This window comes from Ekhidna sp. (assembly GCF_040220215.1).
In the GTDB taxonomy this organism is placed as follows: Bacteria; Bacteroidota; Bacteroidia; order Cytophagales; family Cyclobacteriaceae; genus Ekhidna.
Map to the genome: position 1 here is coordinate 1 of NZ_JAVJTR010000006.1, position 20538 is coordinate 20538.

A 20538-nucleotide genomic window follows, 5' to 3' on the forward strand; every position below is an offset into this window, starting at 1 on the left:
TGAATCACTAGTTAGGTTTAAAGACCTGGCCTGTTAGTTAAAGTTCCCCTATCAGTATCCTTTAGTTAAACATGATTTTAGGATATTAAACTATATCCTAATCTTGAAATAATTCAACGGGGTGAATCTAAAGGCCTGTTATCCTCATTTAAATTTTGTTGCCAAGTCGGACGAGTTAAGGTACTCAATATTCTTCTCGTACATTTTCCGAATCCCTTTGTTCAAGTGTCGATACCAGTCAGTTTGGTTGTTCTGGTAGTTGTTGAAAATGGCCATAGCGTATGCAGCAGCCTGTTCAGGAATGTAGCCTTGCCTGTTCGCTTGCCATCCTGCATGACTGGATCCTTGCCATTGTTCGAAGTTGAAAATGGAGTTAGAGGTAAAAATGCCAAAACCGAGAGCGATACAGTTCAAGTCAGTTAGTTCTTCGTTGTTTTCGTCAATTCGTCCTTCTCCTAACAACATCAAATGAGAGAGTTCATGAGCAAGTGTGGCAATCATTGATTGAGGGTTCTTGAGTTGTTTACGTTCAAGTCCGATTTCAAATTTGTTCGGTCCGGCTTCCGAATACTTACCGAGAGCATAAAAATCCTCAGTTCCTGGTCCATCTGCTTTCTGAGTTGCGACAATACCTTCATCTTCAAACTCCATCGGTGCTTCTGAAAAGAAGTAGAGTTCAACGTTCACCATCTTGATGTCCATGTATTCCATGCACTTTTTTAGAGCATATTCTGCGTCTTTCTCTGTTCCAGTGAAGTTGTGGTCAAAGAACTCTTTAGTTGGTTCTATGATTCTTAAGTTCTTGAGAAAGTCCGTGCCATACTGTTCCTCGAACCATAGGAAGGCATCTTCAATCCATTCCTTATCTTCAGTTGTTACAGTTGGTTTAGGTTTTCCGAAGAGCATTTACGTTGTGAAGATTATTGAGGATAATGATAAGGTAAGGTGCGTTTCCTGTCCCTCACCGTTACTGCTAAAGTAGCGAACCTGCCTTCTATTGACAAAAGTTCCTATCAGACACCTCACCTAATTTTTTTGTCGATGGAATAGGGTTGGTTTTGATTGGGGATAGGTTTTCCGAAGAAGGTAGGAGAGCGGGGAGTCCGGAAAAATTGGCAGGACGCTACATAAGGAAATGCATTCCTTACCGGATGTTAGAATGACGGCTGGACAGGGAGCTGGTTTGTGGGCTTGTTTGTTGCCTCTACGCTCTTAAAAATCAGCAGGTTCAGGAACTTATGAGCTTTACCTTGTGGTAAGGCTTGTCTGCTACAAATTCAACAGATTGGAAGAGCTGTTACGAAGTAATCCGTTAGGCGAGGACTTGACAAAGTGGTAGAAAACGGCTAACTTCAACTCAAGTTTTGTAAACGCGTCTCACTCGTTTTGAAAGTACACTTTCCACGGTATCACCGCTAAAACTTGCAAGTTCAGACGTTCGTCTGCCCGTTCCATCTCTCCATCCTTATTCGTAGCTGAACCTGATGCGCAACAAATGCATTCTAACATATAATGTATCACGCACTGTGCGTGATATCTACCCTTCAAATATACCTGTTTCAGCTCTTTTATCGTTTGACGAGCCTTTTTATCACGAATTGAAAGCTGGGATTATCCATTTTTATAAATACTTATAGTCGATTATAAGTACTTAATAGTTAGATATAAAAAAACCTCTCATCCCAATATTAACCGGGAGAGAGGCTCTCATATTTATTAAGCTCTGATGTTTACATCATTCCGCCCATGCCACCACCTGGCATTGGAGGCATACCTGCGCCTTCTTTTTCCGGCTCCTCAGCAACTACACACTCGGTAGTCAATAGCAGAGAAGCAATAGAAGAAGCGTTCTCAAGTGCTAGTCTTGTCACCTTAGTAGGATCAATGATACCCGCTTTGAACATGTTTACATATTCACCGGTTGCTGCGTTGAATCCGTAATCAGCTTTACCAGCTAGTACTTGATTTACTACTACAGAAGCTTCGCCACCAGCGTTCTCAACAATCGTTCTCAATGGTGACTGGATCGCCAACTTCACGATAGCCACACCTGTGTTTTGATCTTCATTATCAAGTGAAAGACCATCAAGTGCTTTAATAGCTCTGATAAGTGCTACACCACCACCAGCTACGATACCTTCCTGTACTGCGGCTCTTGTTGCATGAAGTGCATCATCTACTCTGTCCTTCTTCTCTTTCATTTCTACTTCAGTAGCTGCACCTATGTAAAGGATAGCCACTCCGCCAGAAAGCTTAGCAAGCCTTTCTTGTAGCTTTTCTTTGTCGTAATCTGAAGTAGTGTTCTCTATTTGTTGCTTGATTTGATTTACTCTAGCCTGGATGTCCGCTTTCTTACCAGCACCGTTCACAATAGTGGTATTGTCTTTATCGATGTTGATTTTCTCAGCAGTTCCTAAATAATCAAGCGTTGCGTTTTCTAGTTTGTAGCCTCTTTCTTCAGAGATTACCGTACCACCAGTCAGGATAGCGATATCCTCAAGCATTGCTTTTCTTCTGTCTCCAAAACCAGGAGCTTTTACAGCAGCAATTTTCAGTGATCCTCTGATTTTGTTTACTACAAGTGTTGCAAGCGCTTCGCCTTCTACATCTTCAGCGATGATCAACAATGGCTTACCGGTTTGAGCAGTTGCTTCCAAAATTGGAAGAAGCTCCTTCATGTTAGAAACCTTCTTGTCGTAGATTAGGATGTAAGGGTTTTCCAATTCAGCCTCCATCTTGTCCGTGTTGGTCACAAAGTAAGGAGAAAGGTACCCTCTGTCAAACTGCATACCTTCTACGGTCTTCACTTCAGTCTCAGTTCCTTTTGCTTCTTCCACAGTGATTACACCGTCTTTACCCACCTTGTCCATTGCATCAGCAATCATCTTACCGATTTCAGGATCGTTGTTAGCAGAAACAGAAGCTACCTGAGCAATTTCTTCGGAAGTCTTGATGCCTTTGGATTGAGATTTAAGATTTTCAACAACTGCTGCAACAGCTTTCTGGATACCTCTTTTCAAATCCATTGGGTTTGCACCGGCTGCCACGTTTTTGATTCCGTGACCAAAGATTGATTGAGTCAAAACAGTTGCAGTAGTAGTACCATCACCTGCATCGTCAGCAGTTTTAGAAGCTACTTCTTTTACAAGCTGTGCGCCCATGTTTTCGATTGGCTCCTTAAGCTCAATTTCTTTTGCTACAGAAACACCATCTTTTGTTACAGTCGGTGCACCGAATTTCTTGTCAAGGATTACATTTCTTCCTTTAGGTCCTAGTGTTACTTTAACTGCATCAGCAAGGATGTCAACACCTCTTTTGATGCTGTCTCTTGCGTCGGTATTAAAGAATATATCTTTTGCCATAATTATTATTGATTTTCAGTTTTGAGATTAATTATACAATTCCGTAGATATCAGCTTCTTTCATGATCAGGAACTCTTTTCCATCAATGGTGATCTCAGTTCCTGAGTATTTACCATAAAGCACCTGGTCGCCGACCTTCACGTTGATAGGTTCGTCTTTCTTACCAGTACCGATAGCGACAATCTGACCTCTTTGAGGTTTTTCTTTTGCAGTATCAGGAATAATGATTCCAGACGCTGTTTTCTCTTCAGCCGCAGCAGGTTCTACCAGAACTCTGTCAGCAAGTGGTTTGAAATTTACTTTGGACATGTTTGTAAACGTTTATGTTTAGTTGAATTTCTAATTTGGACATGATGTATCATTTTGTGTGCCAATTCATTTATTCATAGTCCGACATGACATTTTTACAGAATCAGTTGTCAGTTTACTCTAAATACTCGTTTAAGTTTTGACAAACTGACATTTCAAGTTTAAATTTCTCTAAAATGTTAGATGTATGGATAGTTTAAAACATGACTGGCTGACAGAAGGACTCATTGATTACGAATACAAAAAATACATTCTGTTGGCTTACCTCAAGGATGTGGGAAAGCGATTCAATCAATCCGAGCTGTACCCCTTTATGGCAGATCTTATTTTTCATTATCGAAATTTGATTAAAGTGAGAGAGAGCAAGAAATTGATGTATGATAGCTTTCCAGAAACACTTACAAAGGCTGACTTTAATAAGCTTAGATTAACCTACGATAAGATTGTCAATGATGATGAGGTGATGCAGCAAATTGAAGAGATCATTTCTTTTGCCATACCGAAAATGAAAGGCATGCTAGAGGAGGGGAAGGAGCTCTATGAGTTTGTGGAGGAGCAGATTGAGCTGGAGCCCGTTGGTGTATCACCGATCTATTCAGATGAGGGTTATCTGTTTATCAATCAGGAAACATCCAAGGATGTGTCTATTTATCGCTTTCAGATGACATTTTTTGAGCACGCCGAGGAAAAATACCGAAGCATGACCACCGAGTTTCTAATGAATGAAATTCGAAACATCAGTAAGACATATGAGAATATCAAAGTCAGTCTGACTAAGAAGTTTACTGAGCTACCAAATCCGGCTACCTACTTAGCAGTTAGTAAACTCAAATTTCCATTGAATGAAACGGTGCTGCCTGTTGCGAAGCGGATGTTGGTCAGGGTGATATCTTCTCGCTAAAAATCTCATTGATCAAACATTTTTGATGATGTGTAAATAATGACTACCTTAAAATAGCAAAAACGTCTGCCAGCAGGACACCCGTTAAATTGCTTAGAAACAAGGCTCAGCTACTTTTATTCATTGCTACCAGTCTGATTGGTTCAGTTGGTCGAGCGCAAGAAACCACTGCCGATCAGTTGCTTGCAGAAGGACGAATACTGCATGAAGCAGCTTATTATGACAGTGCCGCAACAGTTTTTTACCAAGCAAAGGAAGCATTTCGATTAGCTGAAGATATGGAAGGGATGATTGAGGCTGGGTATGCTCGTGCAGAGAGCCTATCCAACCTGGGCAAATGCGACCGTGCCGATAGTATTTTACAGTCATCTCTTTCAAAAAGTATTGAAACCTTTGGAGAATCCAGCCGACTAACTGCGGATGGATATTATTTCTTAGCAAGAACATTAGGTGGCTGTTCCCGAAAATTTGATGATGCGGTTGCAATCAATCGAAAATCATTAGCTATCAAGTCGAGATTACATGGCGCTGAGAGTTTGGAGGTCGCTTTGAACTATGGGATGATGGGCTATTATTTTAATGCGCTTGGCAAATATGATAGTGCATTGGCTAATCTCAACAAAGCGATCGAAATAAGGAAGAAAGAAGGATCAACCAGCTCAATCGATTATTCTCACAACCTTTTCTATCTATCGAAAACTTTGCTGAATAAAGGGGAATTGAAACAAGCCCTTGAATTAGGAATTCAATCACTGAATATCAGAAAAAAGCATTTAAGACCTTATCACCCGACCATCTCCAATAGCCTTAGCGATATTGGAGATGTTTACCGAAGGCTAGGAAATTTTGATGAAGCACTTGCACACTACTTGCCGGCACTGGAAATCCGAAAACGATCGTTGGGAGACAAGCATGTGAATGTTGGGGCAAGCTATTATACCATTGGCAATCTCTACGGCAATATGTTTAACTACAGCCGTGCTATTCATTACCTTGGACAAGGGAATCTTATTATCGAGGAGAAGCTTGGTGAAAGCCTGCCTGTACTTCATACTTACTATGCTTACCTGGGGCGAATGTACGGCAAGATTGGAAGGGATAAGGAGGCTGTTGAAATGCTAAGCAAGGCATTGAATCTTGCTGAAAAGCATCTGGATGACACTCATCCGTACCTTGGAATCATATATAATATTGCTGGTGAGTATTATGGTGAAAAGGATTCCGTTGATACCCAGGTGTCCTATCTGAGGAAGGCGCAAAAAATCTATCAGGTTGCTTACGGGGAGGATCATCCCCGGGAAGCCGATGTGCTGATAAAACTTGGTGAAGCCAGTTTTAAGCAAAAAGACATGGGGCAGTCGATGAAACTTTACGAACGGGCATTAAGCATCGTGGAAAGCAAAAACGGGAAATGGAATTCAGAAACTGGAGGTATTTACCAATATATGGGAGATTGGTGCTTAGCAAATCAGGAGTATGATAAAGCGCAGGATTACTTCCTGAAATCCATACGTGCAGTGTCTATTGATACAACAAAGGCAAGTCGATCCTTAAGTTTTGATCAGTTAACGCATCCGCAATTAGCCTTGCGAAGCACACATAAACTAGCAAAATCATTTGATGCACAATATGCTAATACGAAGGAAACAAAACAGCTATTGGAAGCCTTAAAGTACTATACACATGCAATAGACTTAGCTTATCAAATTAGCTCTGATTATCAACTCGAGGTGTCTAAAGCGCAGTTGGCAAATGAAACCAGAACCATATTCCAGGATGTAATCGGAACAACGTACAAGCTGTATACGCTTACCAGCGATGAGCAGTATAAATCGCTTGTTTTTGAATGGATGGAGAAAAGTAAATCACCCATACTACTCGAAGCAGTTGTGGATAGTGAAGCGAAACGATTTAATAAGGTTCCGGATAGTTTGATGGCTAAGGAACGGAATTTAAAAATAGAACTGACTTATTACAAGAAAGAGCTTAGAGATGCTAAAGCTAATGGTGAACGGGAACTGATCGATAAATATCAAGAGGAAGTATTTGATACACAGTTGACGATTGAAGACTTTAAAAAGTCCTTAAAAGAGGAGTATCCAGATTACTATAATTACAAATATGCGAATGAAGTAATATCCTATCAGGTGGTGCAGGATCAGTTGCCATCAGGTACATCCTTGATCGAGTTTTTTGAAGGCTCGTCCGAATATTTTGCTGTTATAATTAGCGATGAATTATTTGAGGTCCGTAGAATACCAGTAGGTGATTATTTTCATGAATTGCTTAACGGATACCAAAGGAGTTTGACTGATAATGAGCTGATCGTCCTGGAATCAAAGAAGGCAGATAGCCTTTATGGTCACACTGCATCGACACTTTATGAACAATTGCTGCAACCTGTTTTGAATAGAGCAGGAAAAACTGAAACACTGATCATTATTCCTGATGGCAGGCTGACTCAAATCAACTTTGGCACATTGCTAGTAGAACGACCTGCAAGGACATTTAATTATCAGGATTTAAAATATGTATTAAAGGAAGTTGCAATTAGCTACGGCTATTCCGCCACACTCAATTTTAGACCTGTCAGCCGTTCTTCCGTGCGAATGTTTGGCGGTTTTGCTCCATCTTATCAGTCAAATGGATATTCAAGTGTAGACTCAATGAATCATCCGATGGCTTATCAACTTGTACGATCTGGGAACCTCCCATTACCGGGAGCTATTTCGGAGGTTACGGCCATTCGGGATTTACTAGATGGGAGGGCATGGCTAAAAACAGAAGCTTCCGAAAGCAATTTTAAAAACAACGCCTCCGAGTATCGGATTTTACATCTTGCCATGCACAGCCTGCTGAACAGCGAGGATCCAGAATATTCAGAACTGCTATTTAATAATGAGAATGATAGTCTCAATGATGGTTATTTAACCATTTCAGAGATTTATAATTTGGACTTAAAAGCTCAGATGATTGTATTAAGTGCCTGTAGCAGCGGAGGTGGAGTGTTGCAAGCAGGTGAGGGGCCCATAAGCTTCACCCGTGCATTTAGCTATGCCGGATGTCCAAGTGTAATTATGAGCATGTGGAAATTACCGGATGCTGCCACAAATCAAATTATGGTAGCGTTCTACGAAAACATAAAAGCAGGCGATCCGAAAGATCAGGCCTTGAGAAAAGCGCAGCTTAAATACCTATCTGAAACCGATGATCCATTATATCAACATCCTTTCTTTTGGGGCAGCTTTGTTGCCATGGGTAATACTGAACCAATTGATGAAAATTTTAATACCGGAGTGCTCCTCATAATCATAGCTGTTTTGCTAATAATAGCGATGAGATATAGAAAAAGGTTATCACTTGATTAAGCTTATTCAGATAGTAGGTCAAGTAATTCTGATGCCCTTTCAGTCTTGTAGTGATTAGACGCTTCCACTATGTCTTGTAGCTCTTCTTTAGCTCTATCAATGTTGTTTGATTTTAAATATGCAAGTGTCAGATACCACCTTGCTTGTTCTTTATATCGACTTTTAATTAAGTCATGCTTAGATAATTGCTCGATCGACTTATCGTATTCTTTTGCATAGAGGTAGCTTAAACCACGATAAAAAATTACCTGTGAAGATTCATCAGCCTTTAACAATTCAGCAGCTTGAAGAAACTCGCCTGAGCTGTAGGCTACCATCGCCTGGGAAAACACGTCTGATTCTTTTCCCGAATCACGAAAGGTTGGCGGAACTTGATAGACAACAGCTATTTCCTCATTAACAAGCTTATTCAGAGTTGGGGAGGGATACTGGATCAATAAGGATGTCGATACCGCAATAAGAACAAATGCAGCTGCAATTTTCAGAAATGGAAAAGTGCTTTTTTCTGTGAGTGTTTTTTCTACGATTAAATCAAGGTTTGCAGAAAGTGTTTTATTCAAATACGCTTCTAATTCACCGTCATTGTCAAATTTATTTTTAAGTAATAAAATACCTTTAGCAATGTCTCGGGCTGTTTCGTCCTGTTTAATCAGACTACTGATTTGGTTGGAAGTATTGACATCCAATGTTCCATCCAGGAAATCTTTTATTAACTCAAAATTGTATTTCGTTTCCAATTTCTATTAACGATTTAGTTTTTTGAATACTTCTTTTAGTTTGGCCCTGGCCGCTGACTTTCTATTGGCAACTGTCTTTTCTGTTGCCCCAACAATCTCAGCAATCTCCTGATTGTCATATCCTTGCTGATGGAGTTGCCATATTTGATAATCTTTTTCAACCAGGGTAGATCGGATAATCTGATCCATGTTTTCCATAGAGAATAAGATCTCCACCTCAGGCAAATGGTTATTAATTACCTGATAGTTGGCATCCAATAGCTTCTTTCTCCGGTTTGTTTTGCTCAGATATGTAAGGCATTCATTTTTTGCTACACTGAACAGCCAGCTCTCAAAATTTTCAATTTCTTCAGGCTTTTCGTGTTGAAGTAGCTTGATCAGTGTGTCTGAGGCAACATTCTCTGCTTGTGGCAGACTCCCCACTTTCCCAAGGCAGAAAGCGATAAGGCTTTTGTGGTAGTGAGCATACAGTTCACCAAAAACGGACTTGTCACCGTTGACAAAGCGTGTCCAAAGAGACGCTTGCTGTTCATTTTTTCTGGAGGAAATGTACATGACCTTGATGTAAGGACTTATAAACCTACCAAAATTCCCACTTTATTCTTTTTTTAAAGAAGCACAAATGGATCAGGGAAAAATCTAAATGATATTAGTCTTAAAGAAAACGCACCAACTATCACTAGAGGACTTAGCGCCCGGTACCTATTAATTAATATTTTGGTGAATGGTGACTCACCTCAAAGCGTACGAATTACTAAGGGCAACTAAGGCAGCATTCCAAATTTGCTGGAATGCATTTTAGGCGACTCTAGGAGTCGCCTTTTTTGTTTAGCAATATCTTGTGATTGAAAGAGACTAGTTGTCAGTGCTGTCTGAACCTGTCAAACCCTCTAACCCAGAGTTATCTGCATCAGCGGGTTGAATACCTTGAGGGATAGCTGGTTGTGTGCTTTGCGCATTGTCAATGTTTGGACTTGAAAGCACATCTTCATTTACTTCAGGTTGGATGAAGTTTGTTGAAACAGAAAGCACAAGAAGTGCGATTGCAAATCCCCAGGTTAGTTTTTCCAATAAGTCACCAGTTTTCTTCACACCCATTAGCTGTGTAGTTCCCGATCCACCGAATTGGCTGGATAGACCACCACCTTTTGGATTTTGTGCCAATACCACAAGGATCAACAACACTGCTACAATGACAATAAGGGTTACAATTATTCCGTACATCTATTCAATCTTTGAAATTAAGTCCGCAAAGTAAGATTTTTTTTCCGGATATTTCAAGCTTAAGGCCTCATAGATTTCAATGGCTCGCTTTTTATTTCCCTGATGCAGGTAGATTTCGGCAAGGTATTCCGATGCAAGGTTGGGATCCCAAACAGCACTTTGCTCTGCTAAGTCCTCAGCACTCATATCTTCTTTGCGCTGATATTTTATGGTTGGAGACTCCTTGATAAATTTGTCGATGATATCTTGTTGCGATTTTCGGTCAGGCTCATCGTCTTTTTTACCTCCCTCTTTTGTGGTTTTTGTAGCTTTCTCTTTGCTTTTTTTCTTGGCAGGTTCTTTTTTAGTTGCGGATTTTTTCTTCGTGCTGGTTTTCTTACCTTCCTCCGAGCTTGTTTTCTTTTTAGTAGTGCTTCCTTTCTTCGCCTTCGCTTCCTTTTTTGGTTTGTCTTCTTTCTTAGGTTTGGTTTCTTTGCTTGTTTTAGTCTCTTCTTCTTTCGAATCTTTTACACTACTATCTTCTTTTGCTTCAGTCGTTTTTTCTGTCGATTTAGATTTTCTAGGATTTTTGCGAGCTACTGGCTTGGCCTTTGATAAATCTGGTAATTTGATTTTATCATCAGATTCTTCGCTGGACTGCTTTTCTTTACTTTCGGCTGGTGTTGTTTTTTTATCGTCCTTTTTAGGCTCTTCTTTTTCCTCATCCAGAAATCTAGTAGGATCAACATCTTTAGGTGGCTTTAAATAGCTTCTTGTAGAAAATCTGGAAAACCGTGGCTCCCGAATCACACGTTCGGCTCGTTCTTCGCCCTCGTCTTTTTCGGCATCTTTCGATTTTTCATCATCATCAGATGATTTAGTGTCAGGTTTGTCTTTTATTTTCTCAGGTTCCGGCTCTGTCTTCTGCTCTTCCTTAGTAATAGCAGTTTCGGGTTGGGCCTCTTTCGTATCCTCTAAATCTTTCTCTTCTCTGGCTACTTCTTCTTTGGCTTTTTTTGCAGCCTCTAATATCTGTCTGGTTATTTCAGAAGCTGATTTCCTGGCTTCATCTTGTTCGATTTCACTGGTTTTAGCTTCAGAATCAGGAGTTTTTGTTTCTTCCGGTTTTTTAGGTTCTGATTCTGTTGAGGATTTTCTAATAGCAGATGAAACAGCATCATCTTCCTCTATTTTCTGTTGAACCTCGGCAAACTTTGCCCTGGAGGCTTTGAGATTTTCCATATCTCGCTGAAGTTCTTCCAGTATCGTGTCCAGTTCACCAGAAGGTAGTTCCGGTATTTCCGGTTGGGGCTTGGATTGCTTTTCCTTCATTGCCGAAGGACGCACATCTTTTCGCTGATCAGTAGGAGTGGTGGAAGATTCTGTCTTTTTTGGTGGTGCAATTTGAGGAGCCTGTTCCTTTGGTTTTGCAACCTCGATTTTTCCCTTTTCTTCCTTGGATTCTACATTAGGTTTTAGTGTAACACTTCTTGATTCAGCGGGTTTTTCCTGTTCCTGATGTTTTGGAGGAATGGGTTTTGAGGCTGGCGTTGAGCTTGTTTCTTCTGCTTCAGAATCTTTAGTTTCCCCCGTGCTTGGCTTGGGAGGTTCGCTTAGGAAAAACAGGTTACCGTTCAAATACTTCTTGAGGAGGATTCGATCTGTTGAGTAAATAGCAGCTGAGGCTACCCTTTTCTTAGTTTTGGGGTGATCTTGCTCTTTACTGGCCTTTGCAAGCAAAAGTCGGGCACTCAGAAAGTAGGGGTGATCGCTGACAATCACCTCTAATTCTTCCAATTCCTCCTTGGAAAGCCTACTTGGGTGGCGTAAATAGGTTATTAACTCGGTTTTGTTCACAGATTAGCTAACGGTGTTCAAGCTAAAATTAAGCAAAATCACCAATTTGCCACGGAAGCATTGAAGATATCTAAAACTATTTGATCGAATATCTCTTCTACGAAAGCTTCTTCATTGCCGGCAAGGTCTGTTGTATTGTTATCAAAATCCTTAAAAAAAGAAAATGTCTTGTCAAAATCGAAGGTTGGATCGTTTACATTGGAGTAGGTTGCCGATACAGTTACCGTAATTCTGGAAAGTGCTGAAAAGTCAGCCTGTCCCTGATTGTTGGCAGTCGCTGCTACGGGTGTGATCGTATAGTTGGAGATGTATCCATCAAGCTGTAAATCTCCATTATTATCTACAAGCTCGAGACTGGTATTTTGCTGAAAATAGTCTTTAATGTTTTCTGTAAAAATTGCACTCATATTGGAGGGTCCTAATGGTGCATTGTTGTAGAACGTGGAGATTGAAATCGTTTTGGTATCTGGTGAAATAGAAGCGCCGGTAAAGGAATAAACCCCGCAACCACTGCCCAATCCGATGGCCAAAAAAAGAAGTATAAGACTAAAGGTTCTCAAGTTCATATTGCTTTATCTTCCTATACAAAGTTCGTTCCGAAATCCCCAGGTCTTCTGCTGCATACTTACGCTTGTTGTTATTTTTTCTTAATGCCTTGATTATCAACTCCTTTTCTTTCTTTTCTAATGACAGGGAATCTTCTAGTTCCATTTCGTGAGTAATATCCTCTACTTCTGAATCATAGTCTTCATGATTGGAAGAAATAACCAGGGTTGGTTCCTCTTCTTCTTCTTTAGCCGTTTTCTCTTCTTTATACTCATCCAATCGGCTGTGCGAAGAGTCAATGTTCTGAAAAAGTGTTTTGTGGTCTTTAAGAATCTCCTTATCACTATCATCGCTATCCAACATTTTAAAGACCAGCTTTTTTAATTCAGCCATGTCAGATTTCATGTCGAACAGCACCTTATAAAGAATGTCTCTTTCCGTGAAATTGTCTTTGGATTCTTCCTTTTTGACAAGTGCAGGTAAACTGCTTCCTGTTCTTGGAAGATAGGTTTGGAGCTGCTCCAAAGTGATTTCTCGCTCTACACTTAAAACACTTATTTGCTCAACCAGGTTTTTTAGTTGCCTGATATTTCCCGGGAAACGATGTGACTTTAAATACTCAGCAGCATCATTCGATAGTTTGATTGGTTCGGTCTTATAGTTTTCCGAAAAATCATACGCAAATTTTTTAAATAGGAGCACCACATCATCTCCACGTTCCCGAAGTGCAGGTACATATATAGGAACAGTACTCAATCGGTAGTAGAGGTCCTCTCTGAACTTTCCTTTGTTAACAGCATCAAGCAAATCAACATTGGTAGCAGCGATTACTCTGACATCTGTCTTTTGCACTTTGGATGAACCGACCTTAATAAATTCCCCATTTTCGAGTACTCTGAGCAAGCGCGCCTGGGTGCTTTGTGGCATTTCTCCGATCTCATCTAAGAAAATAGTTCCACTATCGGTCACCTCAAAATAGCCTTTTCGGTCTCCTGTTGCACCAGTAAAAGATCCTTTTTCGTGCCCGAAGAGCTCTGAATCAATGGTTCCCTCCGGAATCGCGCCACAGTTTATTGCGATAAACTGGCCGTGTTTACGATGTGAAAGACTATGAATAATCTTTGAGAACGACTCTTTACCCGCTCCACTTTCCCCGGTAATCAATACACTCATATCAGTAGGAGCCACCTGCATCGCCACACGAATAGCGTTGTTGAGTTTCTGCGAATTCCCAATAATCTCAAAGCGCTGCTTAATGGCTTGTACCTCTGAATCTACTTTAAAACTCATATCACTTCTCCAAATAGGGTAGCAGGATTGCAGTCATTTACTCGCACATTAACAAATGTTCCTTTAGGCACGTCATCGTCAAAAATGATGACCTTGTTAGCGGAGTTTCTTCCCTGCATTTGCTTGTCTGATTTTTTACTTTTTCCTTCTACAAGTACTTTGAACTCCTTGCCAACATCTAATTTGTTTCTTTCAAAAGAAAGGTCACGCTGTTTGTCTATGATTTCTTGTAGTCTTCGCTTTTTTACTTCTAACGGAATATCATCCTCATATTTCTTTTCTGCAACTGTGCCTGGTCGCTCAGAATAGAAAAACATGTAAGAAAAATCGTATTTCACATAGTCCATAAGTGATAAGGTGTCCCGGTGTTCTTCTTCAGTTTCAGAACAGAAGCCAGCAATCATGTCCGAGCTGATTCCACATTCATCACCAAGTATTTCCCTAATCGCATCGACCCGATTGATATACCATTCTCTGTCGTATGTACGATTCATCATTTCCAATACCCTTGAGTTACCACTTTGTGCAGGCAGATGAATGTAATTGCAGATGTTTTCGTACTTCTTCATGGTATGAAGTACTTCATCAGTAATGTCCTTAGGGTGCGAAGTAGAAAAGCGAACTCGTAGATCTGGATGAACTTTAGCCACCATTTCAATGAGATTAGCAAAATTGACTATCTCCTTGACATCTTCTTTTTTATTCAATCTTGCTTTATTATTCTCAACGGCAGACCACTTATAAGAATCCACATTTTGTCCCAAAAGAGTCACCTCTCTATACCCTTTGTCAAAAAGTTCTTTCGCTTCTTTTACTATCGAATGAGGGTCTCTGCTTCGTTCTCGCCCCCTGGTGAATGGTACCACACAGAAAGAACACATATTGTCACAACCACGCATGATTGAGATAAAGGCTGTAACGCCATTAGAATTTAAGCGAACAGGGGAGATGTCTGCATAGGTTTCCTCACGGGACAGGAATGTGTTTATTCCTTTTTCTCCATCTTCTGCCTGCTTTACTAATTTTGGAAGGTCTCTATAGGCATCAGGCCCCAGGACCAGGTCAACAATCTTTTCTTCTTCAAGAAGTTTTGATTTTAATCGTTCGGCCATACAGCCAAGGACGCCAACCGTTACTTCCCGATTATGCTTTTTTATGCCTCTAAAATAGTTCAGCCTATTCCGTACAGTTTGCTCTGCTTTTTCCCGGATAGAACAGGTATTAATAAGTATTACATCTGCATGTTTCGGTGAAGAAGTAGTTCCGAACCCCTCTTTTTTGAGAATTGAGGTTACAATCTCACTATCTGAAAAATTCATCTGGCATCCGTAACTCTCGATGTAAAGCTTTCTTTTTGCTTTTGTACCATCGTCTTCCGACACCTTATAATCACACGATTCAGGTTGACTTTTCTCTTCTTCCAATAAATCTATATCTGCTATCAATCCTTGCATGCCACAAAGATAGAAAGAGCAATGACATTTTGTCAGCACTTATGGCATTGATTTTTCTTAGTTTTAAAAGAAAAAATGACACAAATTCTGGAAGTGAGAGGTTTTACCCCAAAGTTTGGGAAAGATTGTTGGTTTGCACCCAATAGTACTATCGTAGGAGAGGTGGAGATGGGTAACAATTGTACGGTGTGGTTTGGGGCTGTAGTCAGGGGAGACGTGAACTACATACGGATAGGAAATAACACAAATATTCAGGACAATGTGACCATTCACGGAACGTATGAAAAGGCTGGAACCACCATTGGAAATAATGTTTCAATAGGGCATAATGCAGTTGTGCATGGATGTACCATTGAAGATAATGTCTTAATTGGTATTGGTGCAATTGTACTGGACAATGCTGTAATTAAATCAGGATCAATCATTGGTGCTGGAACAGTAGTCTTGGCCGGCACAGTGGTAGAAAAGAATTCCGTGTTTGGTGGAGTACCCGGGAAGAAACTTAAAAGCATGGATTCGGAGAATAAAGAAATGCTTGGTAGAATTGCAGGAAACTATACCATGTATGCCGGGTGGTTTAAAAACAAATAACTTATGAACGTTTTAGTAAAAATTCTGTTATCGTCAATTGCAGTCATCATCGCCTCATATTTACTTCCAGGAGTTTATGTAGATGATTTTATTACCGCTGTGATTATAGCTGTCCTGCTATCACTATTGAATGTGACAGTAAAGCCATTATTGATCATTTTAACCATCCCTATCACAGTTTTCACTTTAGGGCTATTCCTATTGGTGATAAACGCGTTGATCATTTTAATAGCCAGCTCAATTGTACCAGGATTTGTAGTAGATAATTTTTGGTGGGCGCTGATCTTCAGCTTATTACTTTCCTTAATAAATGCGTTATTGTCAGACTTGAGTAAGGAGCGTAAATAGTCTTAAAAATAGACCGGACACTGAGGATCTTTCTTATAGTTTCTAAGCTTCACTCGATAGTTTAGCATGATCTCATGAGTCCCTCTTGAGTGGTGAGCAAGCGCGTTCACGGTAGCATCGTATGCATATCCGATTCTGAAATTCTCATTCAGGATTAGCTGGGTAAGAAATACAATTGCATCACCACTTCTGTATGAAACCCCGGCATATGCTATTCCATCAAAAATGATGGTTGCGTTTAGATCCCAACCGACCCTGCTTTGTTCCTGGTATCTGAATAGGGCAGAAGGGCTAAATTTTACATTTTGGTTTAAGTCGAAAACTACACCACCAGTAGCATAATAATATCTGCTTTCTTTCCCTTCTGTGGTTGTTCCGTCTTCCGCCTGTACTTCATAAAGGCTGTTTTCCAGAATGTATGGTACAGATATCCCAGCATACATCCGTGGATTTGCAAAGTATATCCCTGTTCCAAAGTTGGGGGTAAACCTGGTTGGTGTCCCTGATAATAATTCATCATCTTCACGAAGTAGGTTCAATTCTTCAAAATTGGATCTTCTATTGTCAAATCCTCCTGAAAGACCCATAGCCAGGATACCTACTCCGGTCTTGATTTTATAAGCACCACTTAAATATGCAGCTGTTTCTTTATGTACGCCAATAACATCTTCAGAGACTTGCAAACCAAGTCCAATCTGGTTCCCGTAAAACGAGCTATGTACTGAAAGGATATTTGATCGAGGCGCTCCATCCACGTTTATCCATTGCTTTCTGTGTATAAACGCCGCACTTAATATATTCAAACTACCTGCATAAGCTGGATTTATTGCCAGTCCATTGAACATATAGGTAGACATGACTTGTCGTTGCTGTGCAATAGCACAGCTAACGATCAGCATGGATATAATTGTTGCTAACGATTTTCGCATTCTTGCTAAAATTACCTAACTAATTCCACAAAACCTTGAACAGGATCCCCTCCATTACCTAAATCTATTACGTAGAAGTATGTTCCGACTGGTAACTGAAGACCACCGCCTCCCACATTACTGAAGCCTTCAAATCTTACTGATGTATTATTATAACCATCTGCATCATACAGCTTCTGTCCAGCTCGGTTATAGATTTTTACATTATTGTTCGGGAAGTAATCAATACAGTCAATTAAGAAGAAGTCATTCTTACCATCTGAGTTTGCCGATACCCCATTGTATATGGTTAGCGCAGTTTCAATGGTGAATGATGCTTCATACGAACATCCGTTTTCAGCATTGAATGTCACTGTGTAGTCACCAGGGTAAGCATCTATCAGCCTTCTATCATTTCCAACTAACGTACCATTTGAATCCCTCCACTCATAGTCAGTAGCCAGGTTAAACTCCTCGAATTGGATGATAGCCGTACCGGTAAACTGGTTGGTTGAACCATCTTCCGTTCTAAGGCAAACAGAGTTGTTGAAAATCACTTCAAACTCAGGATCCACAACTTCATATCCAATCTCAACGGAAGTAAGTGCTGACTGACAACCTGTTGCCAGGTTTGTAGCTCTCACTAGATAAGTTGTCGTATCCAGGTTAAACACTTCAGAACCCGTAGCGTATGGCGTATTCATATCGCTAGGATCAAACCACTCAAACAGGTAGTTGTTAGTAACACCATCAACATTCGCAATGGCACTACCATTTGCAAATTGACAGTTGTTTCTACCATTGTTAACCAGGACAAATGGGTCACTTGGCGTAATGGCGTTATTCAGTATAGAGAAGTTATTCTCTGCGACACACCCAGTAATAACATGAGTTAGTTCTAATCTGTACATCCCCGCATCCAAGGAATCAACAAAGAAGGTGCTACCTATTTGATTATTAGCATCATCATACCAGGCAATATCTACTGTTGAAAGATCAGGAACACTTACAGAAGCAAATCCATTCTTATCATCAAAGCAAACAGTTACATCACTGGTTGTCAGTGTATAGGTAGGTTCTTTTGTTCTGTTTTCTACTGTAACTTCAGTAGCAGCGGATCTGCAGAAATTGTCTGTTTGATCGACTACAAGAACTACATAGCTTCCACCATCTAGGTTTTCATAGAGCGAACCAACGAAATCTGCGTCTGCCGGATTTGGATTTGAGCCCACGGTTGTTAAATCTCCATCAAACCAGTAATATGAGTAAGTACGGCCATTAATAGCATTGATAATATTAACACTTACTTTTCCATTTGGATTAACACAGTTTGTGTTGACAGAAGAAGAAGGGGAAAGTATTAATGGACTTGGAATGTCATCAGTCATTTCATACGTTTCTATTGTAGAGCAGCCTGTTGCTATGTTCGTTACTTCAACTGTATAGAAACCAGCAGCTATTCCTGAGACTTCATTTGTGTTTGCACCAACAAGATTTGATCCTCCAGTGAAATCATCTGAGGTTAGTGGATTAGCTGTTCCTGTTCCATAATACCACTCGAAATCATAAGAAGCATTTTCAGGTTGTCCATCCGCCAGTACAAGTAATCTTCCATTCGGGTTGTTTGGATCACAATTAGTTTGATGATCAAAATCATCAAGCGTCACTAATGGGTAAACAACATTTTCATTGACCCTTATTTCAAACGGCGGAGTAGTACAATCAAGTGTTATATGCGTGCCAATCACCCAGTGAAGACCTCCACTTGCAGTCGTGTAAGCTGCTCCCGCATTCCCCGTGAAAACAGGAGTAGGAGAGCCAACTGTTGGGTCTACATTGTAATAGTCGAAATTGTAATCCGAGACAACACCATCACTAACAGAGGTTACTGTAATCGTACCGGTTCCAGGTGAGCATTGCGTTGTTGCAGTTACATCAACACTTAAGATGTTTAAATCAGCAGGAACACTTGGAACATTTAATTCCTCAATAATCACACATGTACTTGATAGGTTCGTTACTTCTACCGTATATGCTCCGGCCGCCAACCCAGCAACTGTTGAAGTGCTGACTCCAGTTGGATTGGATCCATTGCCTGGATCAACACCGTTGTTAAGTGCTGTTCCGGTACCCGATCCAAAATACCACTGGAAGGTGTATAATGAGTCTGTATCATTTTTACCATCCGCCAAAGCTCTAAGTGAACCTGCAGGAGTACCTGTAGCTGAACATGTAGAGTCTGCAGCAATTACCGTTACCCTTACATCTGGGTAAATAATATCCTCAACAATGTCAAAGAACAGCGGTTCAGACTCGCAATTAGAATCTGTTTTTCTCACAATAGCATAGTAAGAGTCAGCGCCTAAGCTTTCGATAGTTAAGCTATTTGGATCAGTTGCAGTAGTTCCGGAAAGTACATTTCCAGGTGTTGTGTATACTTCAAGGACGTAAATACCTGCTACTGCCATTTGAGCGGAATCAATTCGGGTGCCTCCTAAAGAGATTTCCAGCACCGCAAAGCTTCCATTGTCAGTACAGTAGCTCACATTATCAATTTGAGAGTCTGTAATGAAGATTACTTCATCTTCCTGTGGAATCTCAAAGTTTCGAACCCTCACACATTGTGTATTGGTGTTTGTAATCTGAACTGAATACTGACCTGCGGATTGATTAGTAAGTGTAACACTTGTCGCTCCACCAATTTCATTACCTGCTACTGCATTTGACCCGGTAAACCATTGTACTGTGAAGTGATCCGTTTCATCAAATTGATTATTGATGATAACATCCAGCCCACCAGTGGCAGTAGCTCCTCCCGTACAATTGTTGTCAGGAGTGACGCTCACAAGTGTAACCTGTGGATTTCTGGTTGAATCCTTCACATTGATGATTGCATCTGCAACACTACACCCGGTAGCATTATTTGTTGCTATCACATAGTAATCCCCACCCGATAGCCCATTAACTGTTAATGTAGGTGAGCCAGTTCCGTTGAATGTACCTACTGATGTTCCAGAAGCAGAACCTTGTCTAATGTCAACATTGTAATCATTCAGCACACCTGCTATATCTGCGTCATTGATAATAATCGTTCCACTGTTTCCTGTACACAAGGTATCTGGTTGCGTTCTTGCCTGAATTGAAGAAACATCAAGGGTAGGGATGTTGTCAGCTTCACCGATGGTAAATGTAGCAATGTTGCTACATCCGGAGTTCGGGCTAGCACCGCTACGGTTGATGTAAATGGTATATGTGCCATTTGCAAGACCTGTAAGGGTTGTAATATCAGCACCCTGAACAGCATCGCCCCTCATGGCAGGCGTACCATTATTTCCCTGGTTGTCGAACAGGAAGTTGGCATCACCGGTACCACCGGCTGGTCTGGAAGTGAATGTACCACGGTACCATTCTACGGTGTAGTCGGCATTGAATGTACCACTACCTTCAAGTGGAGAGTTTCCATCATGTGAAAGAATGATGTCGATTGTGCCGTCCCCTTCATTTCCTGTGTTGTCACAGTAGGTATCAGCGGTTTTAGCACCTAATGCAAGAGCAGGGTCAACTGCATCATCATCCACAACAAATTGCTTGTTGATGTTTGTGACAGGACATCCTGTGTTTCGGTTCGTAATGTTGAGCACATAGGTATCCGGCTCCAGGCTG

General features: G+C 40.7%; 16 protein-coding genes. 4 read left to right on the forward strand and 12 right to left on the reverse strand.

Going from position 1 to position 20538, the window contains the following annotated elements:
- Positions 1-144 precede the first annotated feature (144 nt).
- The 3 genes from RIC88_RS01080 to RIC88_RS01090 all read right to left on the reverse strand — a co-directional run bounded on the left by RIC88_RS01080 (position 145) and on the right by RIC88_RS01090 (position 3672).
- The gene (locus RIC88_RS01080) at positions 145-906 is read right to left on the reverse strand and encodes a hypothetical protein (protein ID WP_350215574.1); all 762 of its coding nucleotides are present in this window, start codon (positions 904-906) and stop codon (positions 145-147) included.
- Between the two features lie 824 nt (positions 907-1730).
- Positions 1731-3362 (reverse strand): chaperonin GroEL, encoded by a 1632-nt coding sequence (gene groL / locus RIC88_RS01085; protein WP_350215575.1) that lies wholly within the window; start codon positions 3360-3362, stop codon positions 1731-1733.
- A gap of 31 nt (positions 3363-3393) precedes the next feature.
- On the reverse strand, positions 3394-3672 hold the full coding sequence (locus RIC88_RS01090) for a co-chaperone GroES (protein WP_348281320.1): 279 nt from the start codon (positions 3670-3672) through the stop codon (positions 3394-3396).
- A gap of 187 nt (positions 3673-3859) precedes the next feature.
- Here RIC88_RS01090 and RIC88_RS01095 point away from each other — a divergent pair, with 187 nt between their 5' ends.
- Positions 3860-4573 carry a hypothetical protein gene (locus RIC88_RS01095; RefSeq protein WP_350215576.1) on the forward strand — a complete coding sequence of 238 codons (714 nt, stop codon included), beginning with the start codon at positions 3860-3862 and terminating at the stop codon, positions 4571-4573.
- 89 nt (positions 4574-4662) lie between these two features.
- Complete coding sequence (locus RIC88_RS01100; protein WP_350215577.1) at positions 4663-7941, forward strand: CHAT domain-containing protein; 3279 nt, start codon at positions 4663-4665, stop codon at positions 7939-7941.
- Between the two features lie 2 nt (positions 7942-7943).
- Here RIC88_RS01100 and RIC88_RS01105 read toward each other — a convergent pair whose 3' ends face one another.
- The 7 genes from RIC88_RS01105 to miaB all read right to left on the reverse strand — a co-directional run bounded on the left by RIC88_RS01105 (position 7944) and on the right by miaB (position 15028).
- On the reverse strand, positions 7944-8678 hold the full coding sequence (locus RIC88_RS01105; RefSeq protein WP_350215578.1) for a tetratricopeptide repeat protein: 735 nt from the start codon (positions 8676-8678) through the stop codon (positions 7944-7946).
- Positions 8679-8684: 6 nt separating this feature from the next.
- On the reverse strand, positions 8685-9233 hold the full coding sequence (locus tag RIC88_RS01110) for an RNA polymerase sigma factor (RefSeq protein WP_350215579.1): 549 nt from the start codon (positions 9231-9233) through the stop codon (positions 8685-8687).
- A 300-nt stretch (positions 9234-9533) separates the two neighbouring features.
- Entirely contained in the window at positions 9534-9902 is a 369-nt protein-coding gene (secG, locus tag RIC88_RS01115; protein ID WP_350215580.1) for a preprotein translocase subunit SecG, read from the reverse strand.
- Positions 9903-11738, reverse strand: a complete 1836-nt coding sequence (locus tag RIC88_RS01120) for a DUF8458 domain-containing protein (protein ID WP_350215581.1) — start codon at positions 11736-11738, stop codon at positions 9903-9905. It abuts the gene before it with no gap.
- Between the two features lie 38 nt (positions 11739-11776).
- A complete protein-coding gene (lptE, locus tag RIC88_RS01125; protein WP_350215582.1) occupies positions 11777-12304 on the reverse strand; it encodes an LPS assembly lipoprotein LptE in 528 nt (175 codons plus the stop codon).
- Positions 12285-13574 (reverse strand): sigma-54 interaction domain-containing protein, encoded by a 1290-nt coding sequence (locus RIC88_RS01130; protein ID WP_350215583.1) that lies wholly within the window; start codon positions 13572-13574, stop codon positions 12285-12287. The genes lptE and RIC88_RS01130 overlap by 20 nt, the downstream gene beginning before the upstream one ends.
- Complete coding sequence (gene miaB / locus RIC88_RS01135; protein WP_350215584.1) at positions 13571-15028, reverse strand: tRNA (N6-isopentenyl adenosine(37)-C2)-methylthiotransferase MiaB; 1458 nt, start codon at positions 15026-15028, stop codon at positions 13571-13573. Before miaB ends, RIC88_RS01130 begins: the two co-directional genes overlap by 4 nt.
- A 75-nt stretch (positions 15029-15103) precedes the next feature.
- On the opposite strand from miaB, the gene RIC88_RS01140 reads away from it, so the two are divergent.
- Together RIC88_RS01140 and RIC88_RS01145 are read left to right on the forward strand one after the other, a co-directional pair.
- Positions 15104-15619, forward strand: a complete 516-nt coding sequence (locus tag RIC88_RS01140) for a gamma carbonic anhydrase family protein (RefSeq protein ID WP_350215585.1) — start codon at positions 15104-15106, stop codon at positions 15617-15619.
- Positions 15620-15622: 3 nt separating this feature from the next.
- Entirely contained in the window at positions 15623-15967 is a 345-nt protein-coding gene (locus tag RIC88_RS01145; protein WP_350215586.1) for a phage holin family protein, read from the forward strand.
- A gap of 2 nt (positions 15968-15969) precedes the next feature.
- On the opposite strand, the gene RIC88_RS01150 is transcribed toward RIC88_RS01145, so the two are convergent.
- Entirely contained in the window at positions 15970-16896 is a 927-nt protein-coding gene (locus tag RIC88_RS01150; RefSeq protein WP_350215587.1) for a PorP/SprF family type IX secretion system membrane protein, read from the reverse strand.
- Positions 16897-16907: 11 nt separating this feature from the next.
- The coding region (locus RIC88_RS01155) for a T9SS type B sorting domain-containing protein (RefSeq protein ID WP_350215588.1) at positions 16908-20538 on the reverse strand (3631 nt) is incomplete at its 5' end.